The sequence below is a fragment of the Streptomyces sp. NPDC029292 genome, assembly GCF_055569295.1.
Genome location: NZ_JBVHXR010000001.1, coordinates 796,210 through 819,074 on the forward strand (window position 1 = coordinate 796,210; position 22,865 = coordinate 819,074).

Below are 22,865 nucleotides of genomic sequence, written 5' to 3' on the forward strand. Positions count from 1 at the left end.
GTCAGGCCTGCCAGATCTTCTCGGCGTCGCGCTGCCAGTCGGTGAGGATGGAGCCGATGGACTTCGGCTTGGCCAGGAACTTGGTCAGCGCGGTGTCCGCGGTGGGCTGAAGGGCGTCGCTGGAGTCGCGGTTGAAGAACTGGGTGATCTCGACGGCCTCCTCGATGTGCTTGCGGCCCTTCTTCACCAGGGCGGTTCCGGCGTCCTTGGCGTCGGGGTGGCACGGCAGGACGGTGCCCGAGGATCCCTTGATGTAGATCTCCTGGGCCTCGGCCGTGGCGAGGTAGCGCATCAGGTCGACGACCTGGTCGTGGCGGCCGGTGCGGGCGCTGGCGAAGTAGCCGTCGGTGGGCGCTTCCTCGGCGAGCGGGACCTTCGGATCGATGACGGGGAAACGGAAGAAGTCGATGTCGTCGAGGGCGTCCTTGGGGGCGGCGTCGGCGAAGAAGGTGCCGATCAGCATCATGCCGCTACGGCCGTTGAGCAGCGAGGTCGTGGCGTCCTGGAAGGCGACAGCGGTGCCGTCCGGGTCGAAGTAGGGCAGCACCTCCTGCCAGCGGTCGAAGACCTTGCGTACCTCGGGGTCGTCGAAGCGGTGCTTTCCGGCAAGGAGTTGACGGTGGTAGTCGGCACCGTTGATCCGGATGTCGAGGTAGTCGAACCAGGCCGAGGCCACCCAGGGCGTGTTGCCGCCCGCGCCGAGGCCTATGGGGGCGACGCCCTTGCTCTTGAGCTTGTCGCACAGGTCGAGAAAGTCGTCCCAGCTCTTCGGCTCGCTCACGCCCCACTTGGCGAAGTTCGACTTCCGGTAGAACATGCCCCACCAGTAGTAGGTGCTGGGGACGAAGACCTTCTTGCCCGAGCTCGCGGTGCACAGCGTGTGCAGCGCCTTGGAGTATCGCTTCAGGTCGGGCGAGGCCCAGACGTCGTCGAGGTCGAGCAGCAGGTTCTTCTTCGCGTAGGCATCCGCCACCGAGCCGGGGTACCAGGTGTACACGTCCGGCGGGTTGGCGGAGGTCAGATACGTCGGCAGCTGGGTGCGGAAGGTCTCCGCGGCGACCGTGTTGAGGCTGGCGTGCCCGGACCCCTTCTTCCCGTAGGCGGCGACGATGTCCTGCATCGCGGCCTTGGCCTGCGGGGCGGAGAGGTTGGACTGGAGGGTCACCGCGCCTTTGGAGGAGCTCTTGCCGGAGGAGGTGGAGGTGACACAGCCGCTGAGCAGTGCCGCCGTCCCTGCGGCACCCACTCCGGCGAGGAACCGGCGTCGACTGGGCTGATGGTTCGTCATGGAGGACTCCCTGTGGCTCCGCGCGGCGGGGCCGGCCCTCCTGACGGCCGGGGCCCCGCTCGCGGCGGATCCAGATTCGCGTGGCACTCCGACCACGTCAAGAATAATTACTAATTTATTTGAACTGGGTTCGGTACACGTAGCCGTCAACGCCACGGAACACGGCGTCGACCGTTCCCTCCGGCCCGGCCGCCGCGCCCAGCGCACCGTCGAAGGCGGCACTGGGGAACTCCTGCCGCTTGGTCCAGCCCTGCCAGGCACCGTCCCCGTAGCGCTGCTGCCAGAGCGTGTAGTCGGCGGCTCGCGCGTACAGCACCACGCCGTCTCCCACGGCGACCAGCGTCGGACTGCCGCTGACGGTCCCGCCGAGCGAGCTCCATGCCGACCACTCCCCCGACGCCTGACGCGTCCGCGTCCATACGTCGTCCGCCGCGGTGCGTACGGCCACATGGACGCGTCCCTGACCGTCGACGACGGCGGATGGCCTGCCGTACGTCGGGCGATCGCCCGGCGCGCCGAGCGACGACCAGCCGGACGCCTGCCCGCGCTGCACGATCCGCCCGTCGGCACCGCGCGCGAACAGCGTCCAGTGCGCGAGGTCGGTGAAGGCCACGGACGGCGCGTCGGTCAACTGCCCGCCCAGACTCTCCCATTGACCCCAGCGCCCGTCGGCGAAGACCCGCCGGTACGCCCGGGAGTCCGCGCCGCGCACGAAGACGTCGATCCGGCCGCCCGCCGAGGCGTAGGCGGCGGGCTGCCCCAGGATCCCGCCCTGTGCGGGACCGCCGAGGTCCCTCGTCGTGCCGTCGGCCTGCTGGACGAGCGAGCCGTGCGGGCCCCGCAGGAAGGTGGTCAGCGTGTCGCCGTCGCGCACGACGGCCGGACTCGCCGTGGCCTTCTCGCCCAGACTCGTACCGGGGACGGCATCCGCCCCGGTCAGCCTCAGGAACGCGGTCCCGTGCGCGGGAACTTCCACGGTGTACGACCCCGTATGTCTGCCCCGGTCGGCACGTTCCCGCAGGTCGCGGACCTGGACCGGCCCATCGAGCCCGACATCGGCGAACCTCACCGTGCGCTCGGCGGGCTGGTCGGAGCGGTTGAGCAGGACGACCGCGCGCCGACCGTGCCCCTGGAGGACCTTGCTGTACGCGTCGCCGACCGAGTCCGTCGCCACCCGTACGCCCTGGACGGCGAGCGGGTCCTGGTCGACGGCGATGATCTCGGGGTTGCGGAGCGTGCCGATCATCGAGTCGGACAGGGTCCGCGGGTCGGAGCCGAGCATGAGCGGCGAGCCCATCTCGGCCCACATCACGAACTGGGTGGTGGACTCCTCCTGCGTGAGTTCGTACGACCCGTCGGTCATGCGGCGCATGGGGATGAGGTAGTCCGGGTCGTTGTAGCGCCCCGGCCCCTGCGCCTCGGGATGCCAGGCGTTGGCGTCCATGTTGCGCAGCACGTTGGGCCACTGGCCGGGGCTCGGGGTGCCCCAGGCGATGTCGGTGCCGGTGCGCCAGGAGTCGGCGATCGTCGGGGCGTAGACGTACGTGTTGTGCGCGTCCTGCTCGGGCGTGTGCGGCAGGCCCCAGTCGTCGGTGAGCGGGTTGCACAGATTCAGCAGCATCCGGCGGCCGGACTTGGCGACCGCGTCGCTGAACTCCTTGAACGCGGGCCCCGGATCGAGCTTCGCCCCGATCCCGCACAGGAAGTCGACCTTGATCGCGTCGATCTTCCAGTCGGCGAACTGCCGTGCGTCCTCGGTGTAGTGGCCGCGGCTTCCCAGGCCGCAGCTCTTGCCGCCGTCGTAGGCGCCCGCATCGGTGTAGATGCCCGCCCGCAGACCGCGTTTGTGCAGGTACGACACAAGCGCCGGGATGCCGGAGGGGAAGCGGTCCGGGTTGGCGACCAACCGCCCCTGTACGTCACGGGGGTTGTCGGCCTGCCAGCCGCCGTCGAGCCACACGATGTTGTAGCCGCTGTCGCGCAGACCGCTGCCGACCAGCTTGTCGGCGACGGCGCGTACCTCCTTCTCCGTGGGCGCGCCCAGCCCGTAGTACGTGTTCCAGCCCATGTAGGGCGTCGGCGCGAGACCACTGTCGTAGTACTCGGGCGCGCCCTGGTCGACGGCGGTCCGGGCCGTGGCGGTGGGGGCCACGGTCACGGCGAGGACCGTCGCGATCGCGGCCGTCGTGGCACGGCGCGTACGTCTGAGACCTGCGGAGGTGCGGGCCTGCGGGTGTGAAGTCACTTGCCTCTCCCGAGGGTTGGGAAGCAGGAGGACGTGACGCGGGCCGCGCTGCAACGGGGGCCGTCGGCGTCACGGCGAAGACTGTGGCGCGCGGCCGAAACCCTGTCAATATTTATTACTAATTTATTCAGAGACCTCTCGCGGTCACGCCGGAATCCTTGACAGCCCCTGTCCCGGGGTGCAGTGTTCGGCAACGTTGTCAGAGCCGCTATGGCAACGTTGTCCTCCGGCGCGGCACAAGCCTCCTCGATCCCCGAACTTCCCTGATCGGAGCCATATTTGATGTCTGATCAGTCGCCCCGGCCGTCCCGTCGCACCGTCCTCTCCGCCGGCTCCACCCTGCTCGCGGGCTTCGGGCTCGGCATGGCCCTGCCCGCCGACGGATTCGCGGCCGAATCCGGCCAGCCGAACCGGCCCGCCGCGCCCGGCGAACTCGCCGCCCACCGCCCCGTCTCGGTGTCCTCCACCGACTACGCCCCCACACCCGGTGCATTCGTGGTCGACAACGTCGACTTCGTCGGAGTGCGCGGCACGGGTTGGCGCGCCGCGCCCGGCGACCCCCAGTGGATATCCGTCGACCTCCAGGCGCCGTGCGAGGTCGAGTCGCTCCGCCTCACCTTCGAGGCGACGGCGAGCGACCCGCCCTACGTCGACGCCCCTGGCGGCAACCCGCGGGACAACACGACGGGGCAGGAGATCCTGTCCAGTTGCGCGGTCGACTTCGTCATCGAGACCTCTCGGGACCACACGGCGTGGACGGCCGTACACCGAACCGACTCCGGTAAGGGCGGGGTCGTGGAGATCACACTGGCGAAGCCCGTGACGGCCCGTTGGGTGCGGATGACCGTGCACAAGCGCTCCAACGCCAACCCGCTGGGCCTCAACGGCCTTCAGGTGTACGGCAGCTGCCACACCGCCCGACCCGACGCCACCGGCTGGACCGACTGGGGCACCCACCACCGGACCCCTCCGGCTCTCGAGATCTCCGAGGACGGCACCGTCCCGTTGGAGTCCGGCTGGGACCTGACCATGGACGACTGGGCCGGCGGCGACGGCGCCGCGCTGTCTGGGCCGTCGGCGGACACCAGCAGCTGGCTGCCCGCGACCGTCCCCGGGACCGTGCTGTCCTCACTCGTGGACCAGGGACATCTGCCCGATCCGGTCGCCGGCTTCAACAACCTCCACATCCCGGAGGCCCTCTCGCGCCACGCCTGGTGGTATCGGCGCGCCTTCCGTCTCCCCAAGGACCTGCGCACCGGCGAGGGACGTCGCATCTGGCTGGAGTTCGAGGGCATCAACCACAGCGCCGACATCTGGTTCAACGGCAGCAGGGTCGGCGATCTCACGTTCCCCTTCGCCCGCGCCGCGTACGACGTGACCGAGTTGCTGACCGACGGCGAGCAGGCTCTCGCCGTGCGGATCGCCCCCATGCCGTACCCGGGCAGCCCGGGCGACAAGGGCCCGGCCGGGCTGGCCTTCGTGGACGCCGGCGCGAACATGATGAACCGCAACTCGCCCACCTACCTGGCCTCGTCGGGCTGGGACTGGATGCCGGCCGTACGGGACCGGGCCGCCGGCATCTGGAATCACGTCCGGCTGCGCTCCACCGGAGCGGCCGTCCTCGGCGACCCCCGCGTCGACACCAGGCTCCCGGACCTGCCCGACACCCGTACGGCCGAGCTGACGATCGTGGTTCCCGTGCGCAATGCCGACGCGGACGCCGGACGCGTCGCCGTATCGGCGGCCTTCGACGGCATACAGCTGAGCCAGACGGTCACCGTGCCGGCGGGCGAGAGCGTCGACGTCACGTTCACCCCCGCCAGCCACCCCCAACTGCGGTTGCATGAGCCGACGTTGTGGTGGCCCAACGGCTACGGCGACCCCGCCCTGCACGAGCTGACCCTCGCCGCCTCCGTCGCGGGCGAGGAGAGCGACCGGCGGACCACCCGCTTCGGGATCCGCCAGTACGGCTACGAGTACGACGTGCCGCTGACGTTCCAGTCCGGCAGCGATGCGTACGCGCAGACGGTGAACTTCGCCCGTCAAGGGGCCCGCTACGTCAGGATCATGTGCCGTACGCGCGCCACCAGTTGGGGATCGTCGATGTGGAATCTGACGGTCTCGGACAGCTCCGCACCCGACACCGACCTGGCCCTGCGCAAGAAGGCCACCGCCTCCTCCGTCGATGACACGGCCAACCAGCCCGGCAACGCGACGGACGGCGAGGCGGGCACCCGCTGGTCCTCCGCCTTCGAGGACGACCAGTGGATCCAGGTCGACCTCGAGACCTCGCTGTCCTTCGACCGCGTCGTCATCACATGGGAGCAGGCCTACGCCAAGACGTACACCATCCAGGTCTCCGACGACGGCGACACCTGGACGGATGTGACGGCGGTCGACAACACGGCGGTACCGCTTCCCTTCCGGACGGCGGGTGCCGCCAGCCTGCAGAACGTGGACTTCGCCGCCACCACCGCACGGTTTCTGCGCATCTTCTGCCGTACGCGGGCGACCAGTTGGGGGGCGTCGATGTGGGGCCTGTCGGTCGTGGACAGCGCCTCGCCGGACACCGATCTGGCCCTGCACCAGGCGGCCACCGCGTCCTCCGTCGACGACACGGCCAACCAGCCCGGCAACGCGGTGGACGGAAATCCCGCGACCCGCTGGTCCTCCGCCTTCGAGGACGACCAGTGGGTCCAGGTCGACCTGGGGTCCAGCGTCTCGTTCGACCGCGTCGTCATCCTGTGGGAGCAGGCCTACGCCAAGACGTACACCCTCCAGGTCTCCGACGACGGCGACAGCTGGAGGGATGTGAAGTCGGTCGACAACTCCCCCGTGCCACTCAAGATCAGTGTCAACGGTGTCCGTGTCTTCTGCCGCGGCGGAAACTGGGGCTGGGACGAACTGCTGCGACGCATGCCCGCCGAGCGGATGGACACAGCCGTGCGGATGCATCGCGACATGAACTTCACGATGATCCGCAACTGGGTGGGCAGCAGCAACCGCGAGGAGTTCTACGCCAGTTGCGACGAGCACGGCCTTCTGGTGTGGAACGACTTCCCCAATGCCTGGGCCATGGACCCGCCGGACCACAAGGCCTTCGTCGACCTTGTGCAGGACACCGTGCGGCGCTACCGCATCCACCCCAGCATCGTCGTGTGGTGCGGGGCCAACGAGGGCAACCCTCCGGGCCCGGTCGACGACGGTATGCGAGCCGCGGTGCGGGCCGAAGCACCCGATCTGCTCTACCAGAACAACTCGGCCGGCGGAATCGTCTCCGGCGGCGGCCCCTACGGCTGGGTCGAGCCGGAGCGGTACTACTCCTCGTCCACGTACGGCAGCGGGAGCTTCGGCTTTCACACCGAGATCGGCATGCCGGTCGTGTCGACGGCGGAGACGATGCGCCGCCTCGTCGGCGACGAGCCCGAGTGGCCCATCGGCGGCCCCTGGTACTACCACGACTGGAGCACCAGGGGGAACCAGGCGCCGCAGAACTACCGGGCCGCCATCGAAAGCCGGCTCGACGTCGCAGCGGAACTCGACGACTTCTGCCGCAAGGCGCAGTTCGTCAACTACGAGAACACCCGCGCCATGTTCGAGGCCTGGAACGCGCACCTGTGGGAGGACGCCAGCGGGCTGATGCTGTGGATGTCCCACCCCGCCTGGTACAGCACCGTGTGGCAGACGTACGACTACGACTTCGACGTCAACGGCACCTACTACGGCGCCCGCAAGGCGGGCGAGCCCGTCCACGTGCAGGCCGGCCCCACGGACGGGCGAGTAATCGCGGTGAATCACACCCCCAGGGCCATCGCCGGCGCCACGGTCTCCGCGCGCTGTTACGACCTCTCCGGCCGCCTGCTCACCCCGGAACAGCGCAAGACGGTCGACATCGCCCCCTCTGCCACCACGTATGCGTTCACCGCCGGCTGGACGGACGACCTGCCGGACTTCCATGTGCTGCGGGTACGCCTCATCGACGCACGCGGCGGATCGTTGTCCGAGAACACGTACTGGCGCTACCGGGGTGCCCACGACATGCGGGCGCTGAACGGCCTTGAAAAGGCCCGGGTGTTGGTCGACATCACCGAAACGGACCACTCGGGCGAACGCCATGGGCTCACGGCCCGGCTGCGCAACCGAGGCTCGTCGATCGCGGCCATGGTGCGCGTCTCACTCCGCGACGCCAGGACCGATCACCGGGTGCTGCCGACGCTCTACAGCGACAACTACCTGTGGCTGCTCCCCGGGGAGTCCAGGACCATCAGCGCGTCATGGCCCGCCGGCGCTCTCGCGTCGAACAAGCCGAAAATCCGTCTGGAGGGCTACAACGTGGAACAGACCTCCGCACGGCCCTGATACCGAGCGCAGAGAGCGAGTGCCCAAGTCGGCCCAGGACTGTCCGAACACTATGAACAGAATTGATCGAGCCGTGGTCGGGTGCGCCACGCGTTCCACCTGACGTGCGACCCCGAGGCGCACGCCGTCCGGCGGGTCGCCGCCGCGGTCCTGGACCAGGCGGCCGACCTGCTCGAAGATCCGTACGGCGCACCCGACGCGCTCCGTACCGCGTCGGCGGACCTGGACAAGGCCATGACCGGCATGGAGCGCAGCGCCACCGCCCGCCTCCCCACGCACCCACCCGGACCGGGCACGCAGTGGGAGCCCCGCGCCTTCATCGAAACCCTGGACCTGTCATTCCGCGCCCAGGAACTGGGCTTCGCAGCCCTCCAGATCGCGGGCAACGTGGGCCTGGCCGCGGCGGCCCAACGACGCAGCCGGCCGGACCGGCTGCTCGGCCGCGAGCCCGGCGCCCTGGCCCGACCGCTGGCGTCGGCCCGCGAAACGGGCCGTCGCCCACCTGAAGCCGCACTCGGTCTGGCTGCACAACAGCCTCCGGGGAGCGATCGGCCTGGGCATCGCGGTCGCCCTGGCGAATCTCACGAGCGTTCAGCACTCATTCTGGGTACTCCTGGGGACCCTCTCGGTGCTGCGCTCGAACGCGCTCAACACCGGGCAGAACGCGGTTCGCGTCGTGGGCGGGACCATCGTCGGGTCGCTCATCGGGGCCGGATTGCCGCACCTCATCGGCCGGCACGGCACCGCGCTGTGGTTCCTGCTCCCCCTCGCCGTACTGGTCGCGGGCATCGCCCCCACCGTCATCTCTTCGCCGCCGGCCAGGCAGCGTTCACCATCACCCTGGTCATCCTGTTCAACATCGGCCAGAACCCGGACTGGCACATCGCGCTGCTGCGCATCCAGGACATCGCCATCGGCTGCGCGGTGAGCGTGCTGGTGGGCCTGTTCTTCTGGCCGCGCGGCGCCGCGGCCGCCGTCACCCAGGCGCTCGCCGAGGCGTACACCGACAGCGCCGGCTATCTGACCGGCGCGGTCGAGTACGCGGTCGGTCGCTGCGGCTCCAGCCCTGCGCCAGCCGATGTCCCCCTGGAGGAGAGACGCCAAGCGGCCGCAGCGGCCCGAAGACTTGACGACGCCTTCCGCAGCCACCTCGCCGAACGCGGACCCAAAAGCCTGCCGCTGGCGGACATGACCACCCTGGTCACCGGCATCGTCGGACTGCGCCTCGCCGCCGACGCGGTGCTGGGACTGTGGCAACGCTGCGACGAGCGGTCCGCCGAAGCGGACCGGACCGAGGCTCGCCTCGTACCGCTCGGCTCCGCCGGCCGAGTGTCCGCCTGGTACCGCGACCTGGCCGCGAGCCTGGGTCGGCACACCGCACTCCCGGATCCACTGCCACGCAACCCTGCGGCCGAAGCACAACTGGTCGACTCCCTCCGCCGCGACCTGTGGGACGAAGGCGGGCAGGCCACAGACACAGCCGTCCGCATCACCTGGACCGCGGACCACCTCAACGCCGCCCGCCGCCTCCAACCGAGCCTGGCCGCTGCCGCGAGGTCGGGCGGTCCGTCCTGAACAGGGGAAAACTTCGCCAGCCTGCTGCCGCTGCTCGACCGAGCCGGCGGAACTGATCGCCGCATTGGATTGGATTGTGACCGGCTGAGCATGAGCCGACGACACTGCCGACCGTTGCCGAGCCCCCCGTTCGTACGATTCCCTCCTGAGGGGGAGCCGGTGCTGAGTCTCAGCGGCGCCGCCTGCCGCCCCGTCTGCCGTCCTTTCGGTGGCCGCGGTGCTGAACAAGGCCGACGTGGGCCTTGCGCTCCCCGGGCACACGTTCGGCGAGGGCCTGAAGGGCCGCGAGGCCCTCCCGGTCCGGGTGACCGGAGGCCAGAGCGGCCCGGAGGGCCTCTTCGGCCTCGTGACCCTGTTGGCGCAGTACCTCCCTCACCCCGTCGGCGCCGGTCGCCTCACAGAGCTGCAACAGGCTTTCAGCGACCATGAGCAGGCTTTCCGGCTCCGTGAGGTCCTCGGGCGTGAGAATCCCCCGGCGGGCCAGGAGGCTCAGCGCGGTGGGAGCCAGCGAGGGATCCGATCGCAGGCTTCGCAGCAGGAGCTCCCCGTCGTCGAGCGATGAGACGAGGACGTCCAGCATGGCCTCGGCCCGGGTACGGAACGGCATGGTCCGCACCGCGCAGACGAGCTGCTCCAGCGCCGCGGACCGGTCGCCGTGGACAGCGATCCACGCGGCGAGCTCCGCCCGGGCGGACTCCGGATCGTAGTGATCGGCGAGGACGCCCAGCAAACCGGCCGGCGAGGCCTGCGCAAGCTCGCCGATCAGGGGTGCATCCCGGCCTTCGGCCAGCAGCCGACGGCGCACGGAGTCCGTTCCGAGGTCGGTGAGACGGATCAACTCGACCGGGCCCGAGCTCAGTTCGGACTTCAATTTCCGGGCCCGCCGGGTGGCCTCGTTATCCAGCAGGGCGTCACTCAACAGGGCGTCATCGGGCGGGGCGCCGTCCAACAGGGCGTCACCCGACAGGGTCTCGTCCAGCAGGGCGTCGTCCAGCAGCCCGGCAAGTCCGGTCGGCATCCCTGGCAGTATGCCGGACGGCGACTCGAGGTCGTCATCGTCCTCGGTCGGTACTCCGGCCCACCCCTCGAGGTCGTTCTCGCTCATCGCCAGATCCGCAAAGACAGGGGCGGCCATCCCCTGGTGGCACTCGATCGCCCCCAGGTCCTCCAAAACACCCAGCACGGTGCGCAGATCGTCATCGGCCTGTTCGAACCCGATGGAGTCCGTGGCGAAGACCTCGAGCAGGCTACTCGAGCGGTAGGCGAGGTGGACGGTGTCCCGCAGCCCGGGCCAGGGCATGGGGTACGGCAGGCTGTAGAGGGTTGCCAGTACGTCATGCAGGACGACGTCGTACATGTCGTACTCGTCGAACAGCACGGATTCTCCGTACCTGCCGCCGCGCCCGCCCCTCACTGGGCTGGGCAGCTCGCGGAACGCGTCGAACGCGCGCCGCCACAGTGCCAGCGGGTCGTTCAGTACAGGCTCGGCCTTGGCCACCGCGTACAGCCTCCCCTTGGCGACTCGTATCAGCCTGGCTGTCTTCGCCCACTCCACAAGGAGGTGGAGGCGCGGCAGGTCCGCGGACGAGCGGACCGAGTCCGTGTCATCTCCGGTGTCCAGCCGCTCTACGAGTTCCCGGGCATCTGACAGACGCAGCCTGCCGGAACCGGTGAGCGTCCTGCGGTCGCGCCCCGCCCACTCGGCCAGGCCGCGCAGCTGCCGCAGGACCGGTGACCGGCCGGCCTGCTCCCGCAGGACGTCGTCGCCCGGGAGCGCGACCGGGAGCTGCGGCTCGGACCGTACGGGCCCGGAACTCCGTGTGTGCCGCTCGACGATGGTCTGAAGCACCTCGGGGTCGTAGGGCACCTCGCCACCCTGTGCCCGCCCCACGAAGTCCTGCAACGCCTGCTCGTCGTGGACGTCGACGCCCTGCTCCGCGGCGGTAGTGATCCAGAACTTCGCCAGGCCCCAGAGGCTGCGGTCGGCCATCGCCTCCGCGTAGCGGGGCGCCGCCGCGTCGACGGCCTCCAGCACCTCGGGCAGGGACGCCCCTCGGGGATCGGCAAGATGGACGGCGTCCAGATAGCGCAGCAGGCACCGCAGAGTGCCCGGCGCATCGGCGGGCTCCTCGTCGGGAAGTACGGTCACCGTCCGCGGAACCCAGTCGAGCAGGAACTCCTCGATGTGCCGCTGGTCCCACAGTCCCAGCCTGCCGTCCGGCGTACCGAGATGGCGGTAGTCCAGCGCGGCTTCGACGACGAACGGATCGGCGTCGATCCCGTTCTCCCAGGCCCACTGTTCGAACCGGTGGACAAGAAGACCACGAACCGCTTCGTACTCGTTCTCCTCCGCGGGATTGAAGATCATCCGCATGGTTTCCCGCTCTTGTCTTTCGCAGGGCTCTGTCTCGGTGCCCACGCTACCGGCCGTGACGAACAAGCCGGTCCCAGAACCGACAGGACGCCGAGAACAGGTGCGACAGTGCTGCCGCGGGTCCTCACCACACAGGCGCACCGGTTCTCTCTGCCGTCCCCCGTCAGGCGCACCGCACCTGACGCGTCGCGGTGCGAGCGGAACAACCGTCGAAGGCAGGGTGGGCGGCACCCTGGAGGAAGGGAAGGTGTGAAGGCGGAAGAGGAGGCGTGATGCGGACCAGCGACGAGATCTATCACCGGGTCCGCTGGGACCCGCGGTTCGACCCGGCCCGGTTCGTGCTGGGGATCAGCCGGCGCGGGGATGCCCTCAAACGCATCCCGCTGCCCTACTTCGTGCCCGGGGGCGACATCCCGTGGCACCGGGTGGTACTCATCGAGGCGGACGGCGAGGTGGTCTGGGACCGGGCCACGGGTGTGGACCGCATCGACGCGTCGGGCGCCGGCCGGGTGCGGGACCCGCAAGCGGACCTGAGCTTCGACACGAGCTCCGGCAGGGGCGAGCCCGCCGGCGTCCTCGACGTATCCCCGACGGCCCGCACGGCGGTGGCCTGGATCCCGTCTGCGGAGCTGTGGCCGCCGATCCAGGACATCCGCCGGGATTACGATCCGCAGATCCATCGCTGGCCGCCGCACGTCAATGTGCTCTTCGGCTTCGTGCCGGAGTCCGACTTCGAGCGGGCGGCCCCGCTGCTCGCCGCGGCGACGGCCGAGACGCCGGTCTTCACCGCCCGGCTGGACGGGATGCGCACCTTCCGGCACAGGGCGTACTTCACCGTGTGGATCGACCCGACGGCGGCCGGCAAGGCGCCGTGGGCGGACCTGCACCGCGTACTGCAGCAGCGGTTCCCGCGCTGTCGTGGACCCGCCAAGAACTTCACCCCACATCTGTCCCTGGGCCGGACCCAGGATCCGCGGCAAGTCACCGCCGACTGCGCCACCCGGCTCGACGCCATGACGGCGACAGTCTGGGAACTCGTCCTGCTCTCACGCAGGGGCGACGGGCCGATGCGGCCACGGGCCACGGTCGCCCTGCGCACGGGCGAGGTCCGCCGGCTGCCCGCGCCCGGCCCCGAAGCGCCGGGCCCGGAGGACACGGCCTGGCTCTCCGAGATCACCGACAGGTGATTCACATAACCAGGTGAGGCAAAGCGCCGCCCGGGATTCAGGTCGCACGGGCGGAGTGTCTGACGCCTGCCGGAGATGCGTCAGCGCCCGCCCCTCCCAGCAACCAACAGTGGCTCGCTCGGTCGGTCACCGGCGCCTCTTGCCTCCCTTGCGAGCCCCCCGGCCCGTGTTCTTGTTCTTGCCCTGCGACCGCTGTTGGACGACACGGCCGACGCGTGCGCTCGGCTTGCGCAGCGCGTGCTCGGCAACGGTCTTGAGTTCCGCGATGCCCACCGCCGCGTGCAGCACCAAGTCGACTCCGTCGGCCAAGCCGGACACCACCGTGACCGTCACCTCGTACGGCGGCTCGTACAACGACCAGTTGACGAAGGCCCTGCTCAAGCCGTTCGAGAAGAAGTCGGGTGTGCGCTCGTCGCTGCTGGCCAACACCAGCCTCGCCGGGCTCAAGACTCAGGTGCAGTCCGGCGATGTCCAGTGGGATCTGGTGGAGTTGACTCCGCCGCCGGCACGGCGAGAAGCCCTCAGATTGCCGTATCGACAACCGATGACACAGTCAGACCGGCAGCAGGCGCGCGATCAGCCCGCTGAGCTGCTGGGCGTCGCGGCACTCGTGCATCTCGACGAGTTTCGCGTAGGCGGGCGCGACGGAGTCGCCCGTGCCCCATCGGGAGCACTGCTCGGGGTTCAACCAGTAGACCCGGCGGGCCCGTTCGGACAGGCGCCGCACGGCCGGCAGGTTCGGGTCGCTCATGTTCGTGCGGGCGTCGCCGAGGACGAACACGGTGGTGCGCGGGCCCACCGCGTCGGCGTACCGCTCGTCGAATTCGCCCAGCGCGACGCCGTAGTCGCTGCTGCCGTGCCAGCCCGCCAGGGTCGCCTCGGACCGGATACGGGCGCTCAGTCCGTCCGCGTCGGCGGCGCCCTGCACCAGCAACCCGGTCACCTCGTCGATCAGGTTGACGAAAGCGAACACCCGCACCTTGCTGAACTGGTCGTGCAGCGCCTGCACCAGCAGCATCGTGAAGTCGGAGAATCCCGACACCGAGCCCGACACATCGCACAACAGCACCAGTTCGGGTCGGACGGGGCGGCGCCGACGCAGCACCGGTCGCATGGGCACCCCGCCGGTCGACAACGACCCACGCAGGGTCCGCCGCAGGTCGATGGTGCCGCGGGCGGCACGGCGGCGGCGCGCGGCGAGTCGGGTGGCCAGCTTGCGCGCGAGCGGCTGAACCACCCTGCGCAGCTCGGCGAGTTGGTCCCGTCCGGCGAACAGGAAGTCGACCCGGTCGGCGGTCGGGGCGACCGCCCGTCGCGCGATCTGGTCCCGGCCGCGCCGCTCGGCGACCCGGCGGCGCGCCTCCGTGGCGACCTGGCGCCGGAAGCCTTCGATACGCCGCCGGATCTCGTCCTCCAGCAGCCGGTCGGTGAATCCCGTACCGTCGCCCTGCGCTCGGACGGTGTCCCGCACGCGGGCCATCAGCGTCTGCGGGCGGAGCCGGTCGAGCGTCTGGTACGACGACCAGCCGTCCGACCCGGGCGATGCCCCGTATCCTCCGAAGCCGTCCACCGCCTCGACCGCCAGCCGGGCCATCATCGCCTGGTCATCGGCGGCGAGCGCGGCCGCGAGCCGGTCGCGCAGATCCTCCCGGTCCGCGGGCGCTTCGGTGTCGGGTGATCCGACACCGCGCGGAAAGTACACGTCGAAGACCGGGTCGAACACCCGTCGCTGCCCGCTGGTGTGCAGCAGCGTGGCGGCCAGCCCTTCGCGCAGCCGCTCGCGGTCCGTGAGGCCGAGCGCCTCCAACGCCTGCGCGGCGTCCACGGTTTCTCCGGTGCCGATCCGGACGCCGTGCGAGCGCAGCGCGCCGACAAGACCCGTAAGCCGGTCAGCGACACCCGCCGCCGGCGCGGGAGCGTTCACATGGCGTCCAGGTCGAGCTTGGCCGCCGCCTTGAGGATGTCGTCCTGATGCTTGAGGATCACGCCGAGGCTGTCGCGTACGACGGTCTCGTCGAGGGTGTCGGCCCCGAGCGCGAGCAGCGTGCGCGCCCAGTCGATGGTCTCGGCGACCGACGGAACCTTCCGCAGATCCATTGCGCGCAGCGCCCCGACCACCCGCACCACGGACTCCGTCAGCGCCTCGTCGAGGCCCGGCACCTTCAGCCGTACGATGCGACGCTCCAACTCCTCCTCCGGGAAGCCGATGTGGAGGAAGAGACAGCGGCGGCGCAGCGCCTCGGACAGCTCGCGGCTCGCGTTCGACGTGAGCACCACGAAGGGGCGGCTGGTCGCGGCGATCGTGCCCAGCTCAGGCACGGTGACCTGGAAGTCGCTGAGCACTTCGAGCAGCAGGCCCTCCACCTCGACGTCGGCCTTGTCGGTCTCGTCGATCAGCAGCACCTTGGGGTCGTCGCCGCGGATGGCGGTGAGCAACGGGCGCGCCAGCAGGAACTCCTCGCTGAAGATGTCCGTGCGCGTCTCGTCCCACGACTCGTCGCGGCCCGCGCTGATGCGCAGGAGCTGCTTGGCGTGGTTCCACTCGTACAACGCCCGTGACTCGTCGACGCCTTCGTAGCACTGCAGCCGGACCAGTCGGGCTCCGGCGACCTCTGCGACGGCCTTGGCGAGTTCCGTCTTGCCGACCCCGGCGGGGCCCTCCACCAGGAGCGGCTTGCCGAGGCGGTCGGCCAGGAAGACGGTCGTGGCGACCGCCGGCGACGCGAGATAGCCGGTCTCGGCGAGGCGCGCGGAGACGTCGTCGACGGATGTGAACAGCAACAGGGCCTCCAGCTCGGCGCGGACGAGGTCAAGACTCGGCCAAGACAAGACCGAGACTCACTATCTAAGCGCTTGTTCACCGCCCCTGTCACCTGTGATGGCGGGAAGTCTCCCGGCGGCCACTGCCGGACACCGACCCTCGCGTCCCGGCCGTCGCCCCCGAGGGCGTCAACGCCGCCAACTGACGCCGCCCGCACGACGGTTTCCCAAGATGCATTCTGTATACTGTCGCCACCAATGGCTCCAACTCGGAGGCGACGTGGAAGATCTGGATCCCGAGGTGGTGCTGGGGATGACCGCCCAGGCACCCGACGGCATAGTGATCATCGACAGTGCGGGTCTGATCCGCTATTGGAACCGGGGTGCAGAGCGCATCTTCGGGTTCTCGGCGGCCGACGCGGCGGGCCGCAATCTGGACATCATCATCCCCGAAAAACACCGGAAACGTCATTGGGACGGCTTCCAGACGGCCATGGACCGAGGCGCCACCAAGTACGGGGACGCGGACCTCCTGACGGTTCCCGCGCTGGCGGCGGACGGCAGGACCCTGTCCATCGAGTTCAGCGTGGTGCTGCTGACCGGTCCCGACGGCGCCGCACACGTCGGAGCGGTCATCCGGGACGTGACCGCGCGACGGGCGCGGGAGCGTGAGCTGATGCGGCAGCGGGCGGCCGCCGCCGTCGAGCACGCAACGGCCTGACCTCGAGGGGCCGACGGCCCCCTCACACACCGGTGCCCCGCGTACGCATTCCGTACGCGGGGCACCGGTGTGAAGCGGGTTCAGGCGACGACCTGGCCCTCGTGCAGCTTGCGGATGTCGTCCGCGTCGTAGCCGAGGTCCGCGAGCACCTCGTCGGTGTGCTCGCCGAGCAGCGGCGCACCCTTGATGTCGGGCTTGAAGCCCGAGAACTTGATGGGGCTGCCCACGGTCAGGTAGGTGCCCCGCTCCTTCTGCTCGACCTCGACGATCGTGCCGCTCTTGCGCATGTCCGGGTCCGCGGCGAGTTCCTTCATGCTGAGTACGGGCGAGCAGGGCACCTCGAAGGTGCGCAGGATGTCGACCGCCTCGTACTTGGTCTTGTCGGCCAGCCACTTCTCGATCTCGTCGAAGATGTCGAAGATGTGCGACTGACGCGCCAGGGCGGTGTTGTACTCCGGGTCCTCGGCCCACTCGGGCCTGCCGATGACCTCGGCGGTACGCACCCAGTTCTGCTCCTGGATGGTGAAGTAGATGTAGGCATTGGGGTCGGTCTCCCAGCCCTTGCACTTCAGGATCCAGCCCGGCTGACCGCCACCGCCGGCGTTGCCGCCGCGCGGCACCGCGTCGCCGAACTCGCCGTTCGGGTACTGCGGGTACTCCTCCAGGTAGCCGACCTTCTCCAGGCGCTGCTGGTCACGGAGCTTGACGCGGGTCAGGTTGAGGACGGCGTCCTGCATGGACACCGACACCTTCTGGCCCAGGCCGGTCGCGTTGCGCTGGATGATCGCGGTCAGCAGGCCGATCATCAGGTGCATCCCGCTGTTGCTGTCGCCGAGGGCCGAGCCGCTGATGGTGGGCGGGCCGTCCCAGAAGCCGGTGGTGGACGCGGCGCCGCCGGCGGCCTGGGCGACGTTCTCGTAGACCTTGAGGTCGTTCCACTTGGAGTCGTCGTTGAAGCCCTTGACCGAACCGAAGATCAGCCGCGGGTTCAGCTCGTGGATGTAGTCCCAGCCGAGACCCATGCGGTCCATCGCGCCCGGCGCGAAGTTCTCCACCAGGATGTCCGCCTCGCGGATCAGCTTCTCCATGACCTCCTTGCCCTCGGGGGACTTGGTGTTGATGGCCAGGGAGCGCTTGTTGCTGTTCAGCATGGTGAAGTAGAGGGCGTCCAGGTCGGGGATGTCGCGCAGCTGACGGCGGGTCACGTCGCCGCCGTTGATGCGCTCGACCTTGATGACGTCGGCGCCGAACCAGGCGAGCATCTGTGTGCAGGCGGGACCGGCCTGGACCCCGGTGAAGTCGATCACCTTGATTCCGGCGAGCGGCTTTTCACTCATGGTGGCTTCCTTTTCCTCAATGATCTCGGTACGAGGGTGGGCTGAACGGGCCGTGCTGGGGGTCTGGGTGGCTCCACTGGGAGTCGAGACGGCTGCTCACTTCTTCGCCGGCGTGATGTTGCCGACGGTGATGCCCTTCGGGTTGAGGTGCGAGATATGGCCGCTCTCGGTGCCCGCCGAGGGGTCGATCACACAGTCGATGAGCGCCGGGCCGCCCGAGGCCAGGGCCTCGGTGAGCGCGGCGGTGACCTCGGCGGGCGTGGTCGCGCGATAGCCCTTGCCGCCGAACGCCTCGATCATCAGGTCGTGGCGGGCCGCGAGCATCAGGGTCGTCGGGGACGGTGCGTCATCGAGCGGGTTGACGTCGTCGCCGCGGTAGACACCGCCGTTGTTCATGATGATGGTGACGACGGGCAGCTTGTAGCGGCAGATCGTCTCCAGCTCCATACCGCTGAACCCGAAGGCGCTGTCGCCCTCCACGGCCACCACCGGCGCGCCGCTCTCGACGGCGGCGGCGATTGCGTAGCCCATGCCGATGCCCATGACACCCCAGGTGCCGCTGTCGAGGCGGTGGCGCGGTACGCGCATGTCGATGACGTTGCGCGCGATGTCCAGCGCGTTGGCGCCCTCGTTGACGATGTACGTCTCCGGGCGCTCGTGCACGACGTCCCGTACGGCCTTCAGCGCGCCCATGAACTGCATGGGGTGCGGATCGGCCTTGAGGCGCTCCGCCATCTTGGCGACGTTCTGCGCGGAGCGTGCCCCCAGCTCCTCCCGCCAGGCCGCGGGGGCCGCGATCTGGCCGGGCTTCGTCCGCTCGGCCAGTGCGTCGAGCACCGACTCGATGTCACCGACGAGCGGAGCCGCGATGGGCTGGTTGCTGTCGATCTCCTTGGGCTCGATGTCCACCTGGACGAACTTCGCGTCGGGGTTCCACTGCGGTGCCTCCCCGTGATTCAGCAGCCAGTTGAGGCGAGCGCCGACCAGCATCACGACGTCGGCCTTCTTCAGCGCCAGCGAGCGCGCGGTGGCCGCCGACTGCGGGTGGTCGTCGGGCAGCAGGCCCTTCGCCATCGACATCGGTACGTACGGGATGCCGGTGGACTCGATGAACTCGCGGATCTTGACGTCCGCCTGCGCGTACGCGGCGCCCTTGCCGAGCACCACCAACGGCCGCTCGGCGCCCGCGAGAAGCTCGATCGCCCGGTCCACGGCCTCCGGGGCGGGCAACTGGCGCGGCGCGGGGTCGACGAGACGGCTCAGCGTCTTCGCGCCCGCCTCCGCGTCGATGATGGAGCCGAGCACCGCGGCGGGGATGTCGAGGTAGACCCCGCCGGGGCGCCCGGAGATCGCGGTCCGCAGCGCGCGGGCGATGCCCCGGCCGATGTCCTCCACCCGGCTCACCCGGTACGCGGCCTTGACGAAGGGCTGCGCGGCGGCGAGCTGGTCCATCTCCTCGTAGTCGCCCTGCTTGAGGTCGACGAGGTGGCGCTCGCTGGAGCCGGATATCTGGACCATGGGGAAGCAGTTCGTGGTGGCGTTCGCCAGCGCGACAAGACCGTTGAGGAAGCCCGGTGCCGACACCGTCAGCGCCACGCCCGGCTCCTTGGTGAGGTAGCCGGCGGCCGCCGCGGCGTGTCCGGCGTTGCTCTCGTGCCGGAAGCCGATGTAGCGGATGCCCTGGGCCTGGGCGAGGCGGGCCAGGTCGGTGATGGGGATGCCGACCACCCCGTAGATGGTGTCGACGTCGTTCATCTTCAGGGCGTCGACGACCAGGTGATACCCGTCGGTGAGCTCGGTCGCAGCGTCGGCTGTTGCCGCGGTCTCCGGTGTCGAGGGGGCGGTCATGGTCCGAGGTCCTCCTTGGGCAGGTCATGCCTGTGCGGCTACTCCTCTCACCTTCCGCAGCTCGTCTCCCCGCGTCCAAGACCCATCGACGACCAGCCGATAAACAACGTCTATCGACGGCTGGTGGAGGCCCTCGCAACTCCCTTGATAGACGGCCGCTATCGGCCGTTCGCCAGTACGTATTGGACGCGCACCGCCCGCCGTCGCAGGCTCGCAGAGGACTGCTTCATCGGACCCGGGGCGAGGAGGTGGGGTCATGGCCGTTCCGGCGGCGGCGTCCGTGCGCGGCGCGGACCGGTACCGGCCCCCGGAGGTCACGGGCCTCGTCGACCTCCTCGACCGGCAGGTGCGGATACGTCCGCACGCCCGGGCCCTCGTCGTCACCGGGGACCGCGTGCACCTGTCCTACCGGGCCCTGGCGACCCTCGCCGACGACGTGGCCGCCCGGCTGGCCGGCTCGGGGCTGCGCCGGGGCGACCCGGTCGGCCTGATCTGCGCCAACACCGCCGAGTTCGTCGTCGCGCTGCTCGGCGCGGCGCGGGCCGGTCTGGTGGTCGCTCCGCTGGACCCCGCGCTGCCCGCGACCCAGCTGACCGCCCGGCTCGAGGCGCTGGGCGCGCCGGCGGTCCTCCTCGGCCCGCCCGCGGCCGACGCCCCGCCCATCGCGGCGGTGCCGGTGCCGGCCTGGCCGCTGCGCGTGGACGTCTCCCGCGCCGGTACGGCGGCCGTGGCGCTCGAACCCGGTCCGCTCGGGGTGCGTCAAGTACACGGCGCGACGGACGAGTTGGCGCACGACGACGCCCTGGTCCTGTTCACCGCGGGAACCACCGACCGGGCCAAGATGGTCCCGCTGACCCACGCCAACGTGGCCGCGTCGGTACGCGGCATCTGCGCCACGTACGAACTGGGACCCGGCGACGCGACGGTCGCGGTGATGCCGTTCTTCCACGGCCACGGGCTGTTCGCGGCCCTGCTGGCCTCGCTCGCCGCCGGAGGGTGCGTCCTGCTCCCCGAGCGCGGACGGTTCTCGGCCCGCACCTTCTGGGACGACCTGCGCGCCGCGTCGGCCACCTGGTTCACCGCGGTCCCGACCATCCACGAGATCCTCCTGGACCGGTCGGAGACCGAGTACCCGGGGCCGCAGGGACCGCCTTTGAAGTTCGTACGCAGTTGCAGTGCGCCTCTCAACACCGCCACGCAGCGGGCCCTTGAGCGCACGTTCGAGGCGCCGCTGCTGTCCGCGTACGGGATGACCGAGTCCACGCACCAGGCGACCAGCGAGCCGCTGCCGCCGCGCGGGCCGCTGAAGCACGGCTCGGTCGGCCGCCCGACCGGGGTCGAGGTGCGGATCGCCGACCCGAGCGGGTGCGCCTGCCCTGTCGGTGTCGAGGGCGAGGTGTGGGTGCACGGCCCGACCGTGGCCCGCGGCTATCTCGCCAACCCGGCCGAGACGGCGCGTGGTTTCACCGACGGGTGGTTGCGCACCGGCGACCTGGGCTCACTCGACAAGGACGGCTATCTGTCGCTGACCGGGCGGATCAAGAACCTCATCAACCGCGGCGGCGAGAAGATCTCGCCCGAGCATGTCGAGGACATCCTCGCCGGGTGCCCCGGCCTCGCCGAGGCGGCCGTCTTCGCGATCCCCGACGCGACGTACGGGCAGCGCGTCGGCGCCGTCGTCGTCGTACGCGAGGGCGAGTGCGTCGGGACCGAGGAGATCCTCAGGTACTGCCGTGACCGGCTGGCCCCCTTCGAGGTGCCCGACCGGCTCGCGTTCGTCGACGCCCTGCCGTACACCGCCAAGGGAGGACTCGACCGGCGGGCGGTGGAGGACCGGTACGCCGCGCCGTGACGCCTGGGCGGCACGCTCACCGCACGCGGTGCTCGGCCGGCAGCGGACTGGCGAAGAAGTCGTCCAGCGACAGGCCCGTCGCCGCGTTCACGAAGGCCCGGGCGGCGACCGAGCCGGGGGTCGCCGCGTGGATGGCCACCGAGACCTGGGCCCCGGCCTCCGGATCGACCAGCGGCAGCGCCCTGGTCCTGCCGATCACCGGCATCGCGCGCAGCCAGGTGTGCGGGACGATACTGGCCCACCCTCCGCCGCCCACGTGCGCGTAGAGGGAGGCGATCGAGTCGGTCTCCACCTGCGGGGTCACCACGAACCCCTTGTCCGCGAAGACGCTGTCGACGATCTGCCGGATGCGCATGTCGGGCGTCAGCAGCGCGAGCGGCAGCTGGGCCGCGTCCGCCCAGGTCATGGTCGACGCCTGGGAGGTCAGCTGGTCGTCCGAGACGAGCAGCATGTACCGCTCCTGGTAGAGGGGGACGACCTGCAGCCCCTCCTGATCGCCCGGGTCGAAGTGCGCGATCGCCACATCCAGCTCGAAGTCGCGGAGCTGGCGGTGCAGTTCCTTCGTCGACAGCCGGGAGCGGACCTGCACCTTGGCCAGCGGGTGGGCCGCGCAGAACGCGGCCACGGGGAGCGCCAGGGTCGTCGAGGCCGTGGGGTCGGTGCCCAGCCGCAGTGTCCCGCTGATACCGGACTGCACGGCGGCCACCTCTGCCTTGAACGCGTCCTGTTCGGCGAGGATCCGCTTGGCCCACACGACGAGGCGTTCGCCCTCCGGGGTGAGGCCCTGGTAGTTGTGCCCTCGGTTGATCAGCGTGACGTTCAGCTCGCGCTCCAGCTTGGCGATCGCCGCCGAGAGCGCGGGCTGCGACACATAGCAGGATTCGGCGGCCCGGGCGAAGTGCCGTTCCCTGGCCACCGCCACGAAGTACTCCAGCTGCCGGAACAGCATGACCGACTCCTCTCTGCCCGGGGCCGCGCCGGCCGTACGAGGGGCGAGCCGGATGCCACGTGATCACCCGGAGCCTACCCAGCGCGGCAGGCCCCGCCCAGAGTCCGACGGCTGCGCAGCGCGCTGGGCAGCCCTCCAGGGGCCCCGTACTCCCGGTCAGCGCATGAGTTTCACCGCGGCCACCACCACCGGGTCCAACCCCTCCGCCCCGGAATCGACGAACGCGAAGAGACGGGTGCGCATCCGCGGGTCCCAGAACCTCTCCAGGTGTCCCGCGATGGCCGCGGCGGCCCGCTCGTCCGGCAGATGGCCGTGGTTGGCGGCGATGTCGTTGGCCATCCTGCGCTCCGGTGGCACGGTGCCCGCCATC

At 70.1% G+C, this 22,865-nt stretch carries 15 protein-coding genes and 2 pseudogenes; 6 read left to right on the plus strand and 11 right to left on the minus strand.

Annotated elements, in window-relative coordinates; translation table 11 throughout:
* Position 1: 1 nt before the first annotated feature.
* Positions 2-1,288, minus strand: coding sequence for an ABC transporter substrate-binding protein (locus ACZ4WS_RS03660; RefSeq protein ID WP_467976747.1), 1,287 nt, complete (start codon positions 1,286-1,288; stop codon positions 2-4).
* A 115-nt stretch (positions 1,289-1,403) separates the two neighbouring features.
* Entirely contained in the window at positions 1,404-3,533 is a 2,130-nt protein-coding gene (locus ACZ4WS_RS03665) for a DUF8189 domain-containing protein (RefSeq protein ID WP_467976748.1), read from the minus strand.
* A 282-nt stretch (positions 3,534-3,815) separates the two neighbouring features.
* Here ACZ4WS_RS03665 and ACZ4WS_RS03670 point away from each other — a divergent pair, with 282 nt between their 5' ends.
* A complete protein-coding gene (locus ACZ4WS_RS03670; protein WP_467976750.1) occupies positions 3,816-7,892 on the plus strand; it encodes a discoidin domain-containing protein in 4,077 nt (1,358 codons plus the stop codon).
* A gap of 336 nt (positions 7,893-8,228) precedes the next feature.
* On the opposite strand, the gene ACZ4WS_RS03675 is transcribed toward ACZ4WS_RS03670, so the two are convergent.
* Entirely contained in the window at positions 8,229-8,453 is a 225-nt protein-coding gene (locus ACZ4WS_RS03675) for a hypothetical protein (RefSeq protein WP_467976751.1), read from the minus strand.
* A 52-nt stretch (positions 8,454-8,505) separates the two neighbouring features.
* Between ACZ4WS_RS03675 and ACZ4WS_RS03680 the strand changes: the two are divergent.
* Positions 8,506-8,616: pseudogene (locus tag ACZ4WS_RS03680) on the plus strand (hypothetical protein); the annotation flags it as partial.
* A 26-nt stretch (positions 8,617-8,642) separates the two neighbouring features.
* A complete protein-coding gene (locus ACZ4WS_RS03685) occupies positions 8,643-9,467 on the plus strand; it encodes an FUSC family protein (protein ID WP_467976753.1) in 825 nt (274 codons plus the stop codon).
* Between the two features lie 169 nt (positions 9,468-9,636).
* Here ACZ4WS_RS03685 and ACZ4WS_RS03690 read toward each other — a convergent pair whose 3' ends face one another.
* The gene (locus ACZ4WS_RS03690) at positions 9,637-11,835 is read right to left on the minus strand and encodes a hypothetical protein (protein WP_467976755.1); all 2,199 of its coding nucleotides are present in this window, start codon (positions 11,833-11,835) and stop codon (positions 9,637-9,639) included.
* A 278-nt stretch (positions 11,836-12,113) separates the two neighbouring features.
* Between ACZ4WS_RS03690 and ACZ4WS_RS03695 the strand changes: the two are divergent.
* Positions 12,114-12,950, plus strand: a pseudogene (locus tag ACZ4WS_RS03695) (RNA repair domain-containing protein); the annotation flags it as partial.
* 204 nt (positions 12,951-13,154) lie between these two features.
* On the opposite strand, the gene ACZ4WS_RS03700 reads toward ACZ4WS_RS03695, so the two are convergent.
* From ACZ4WS_RS03700 to ACZ4WS_RS03710, 3 genes are all read right to left on the minus strand, one after another.
* Positions 13,155-13,475, minus strand: coding sequence for a hypothetical protein (locus tag ACZ4WS_RS03700; protein WP_467976756.1), 321 nt, complete (start codon positions 13,473-13,475; stop codon positions 13,155-13,157).
* A gap of 106 nt (positions 13,476-13,581) precedes the next feature.
* Entirely contained in the window at positions 13,582-14,952 is a 1,371-nt protein-coding gene (locus tag ACZ4WS_RS03705; RefSeq protein WP_467976758.1) for a VWA domain-containing protein, read from the minus strand.
* On the minus strand, positions 14,949-15,806 hold the full coding sequence (locus ACZ4WS_RS03710) for an AAA family ATPase (RefSeq protein WP_467977174.1): 858 nt from the start codon (positions 15,804-15,806) through the stop codon (positions 14,949-14,951). The genes ACZ4WS_RS03705 and ACZ4WS_RS03710 overlap by 4 nt, the downstream gene beginning before the upstream one ends.
* Positions 15,807-16,068: 262 nt before the next feature.
* Between ACZ4WS_RS03710 and ACZ4WS_RS03715 the strand changes: the two genes are divergently transcribed.
* On the plus strand, positions 16,069-16,509 hold the full coding sequence (locus tag ACZ4WS_RS03715) for a PAS domain S-box protein (RefSeq protein WP_467976759.1): 441 nt from the start codon (positions 16,069-16,071) through the stop codon (positions 16,507-16,509).
* An 80-nt stretch (positions 16,510-16,589) separates the two neighbouring features.
* Here the strand turns inward: ACZ4WS_RS03715 and frc are convergent, their stop codons facing one another.
* Together frc and oxc are read right to left on the minus strand one after the other, a co-directional pair.
* Positions 16,590-17,846, minus strand: a complete 1,257-nt coding sequence (gene frc, locus ACZ4WS_RS03720; protein WP_467976761.1) for a formyl-CoA transferase — start codon at positions 17,844-17,846, stop codon at positions 16,590-16,592.
* A 96-nt stretch (positions 17,847-17,942) separates the two neighbouring features.
* The gene (oxc, locus tag ACZ4WS_RS03725; protein WP_467976763.1) at positions 17,943-19,694 is read right to left on the minus strand and encodes an oxalyl-CoA decarboxylase; all 1,752 of its coding nucleotides are present in this window, start codon (positions 19,692-19,694) and stop codon (positions 17,943-17,945) included.
* Positions 19,695-19,950: 256 nt separating this feature from the next.
* On the opposite strand from oxc, the gene ACZ4WS_RS03730 reads away from it, so the two are divergent.
* Positions 19,951-21,546, plus strand: coding sequence for a FadD7 family fatty acid--CoA ligase (locus ACZ4WS_RS03730; RefSeq protein WP_467976764.1), 1,596 nt, complete (start codon positions 19,951-19,953; stop codon positions 21,544-21,546).
* A gap of 16 nt (positions 21,547-21,562) precedes the next feature.
* On the opposite strand, the gene ACZ4WS_RS03735 is transcribed toward ACZ4WS_RS03730, so the two are convergent.
* Both ACZ4WS_RS03735 and ACZ4WS_RS03740 read right to left on the minus strand, forming a co-directional pair.
* Positions 21,563-22,495: a LysR family transcriptional regulator gene (locus ACZ4WS_RS03735; RefSeq protein WP_467976766.1), complete on the minus strand. Its 933-nt coding sequence runs from the start codon at positions 22,493-22,495 to the stop codon at positions 21,563-21,565.
* 156 nt (positions 22,496-22,651) lie between these two features.
* Positions 22,652-22,864 (minus strand): formate dehydrogenase subunit delta, encoded by a 213-nt coding sequence (locus ACZ4WS_RS03740; protein WP_467976767.1) that lies wholly within the window; start codon positions 22,862-22,864, stop codon positions 22,652-22,654.
* Between the last annotated feature and the right edge of the window lies 1 nt (position 22,865).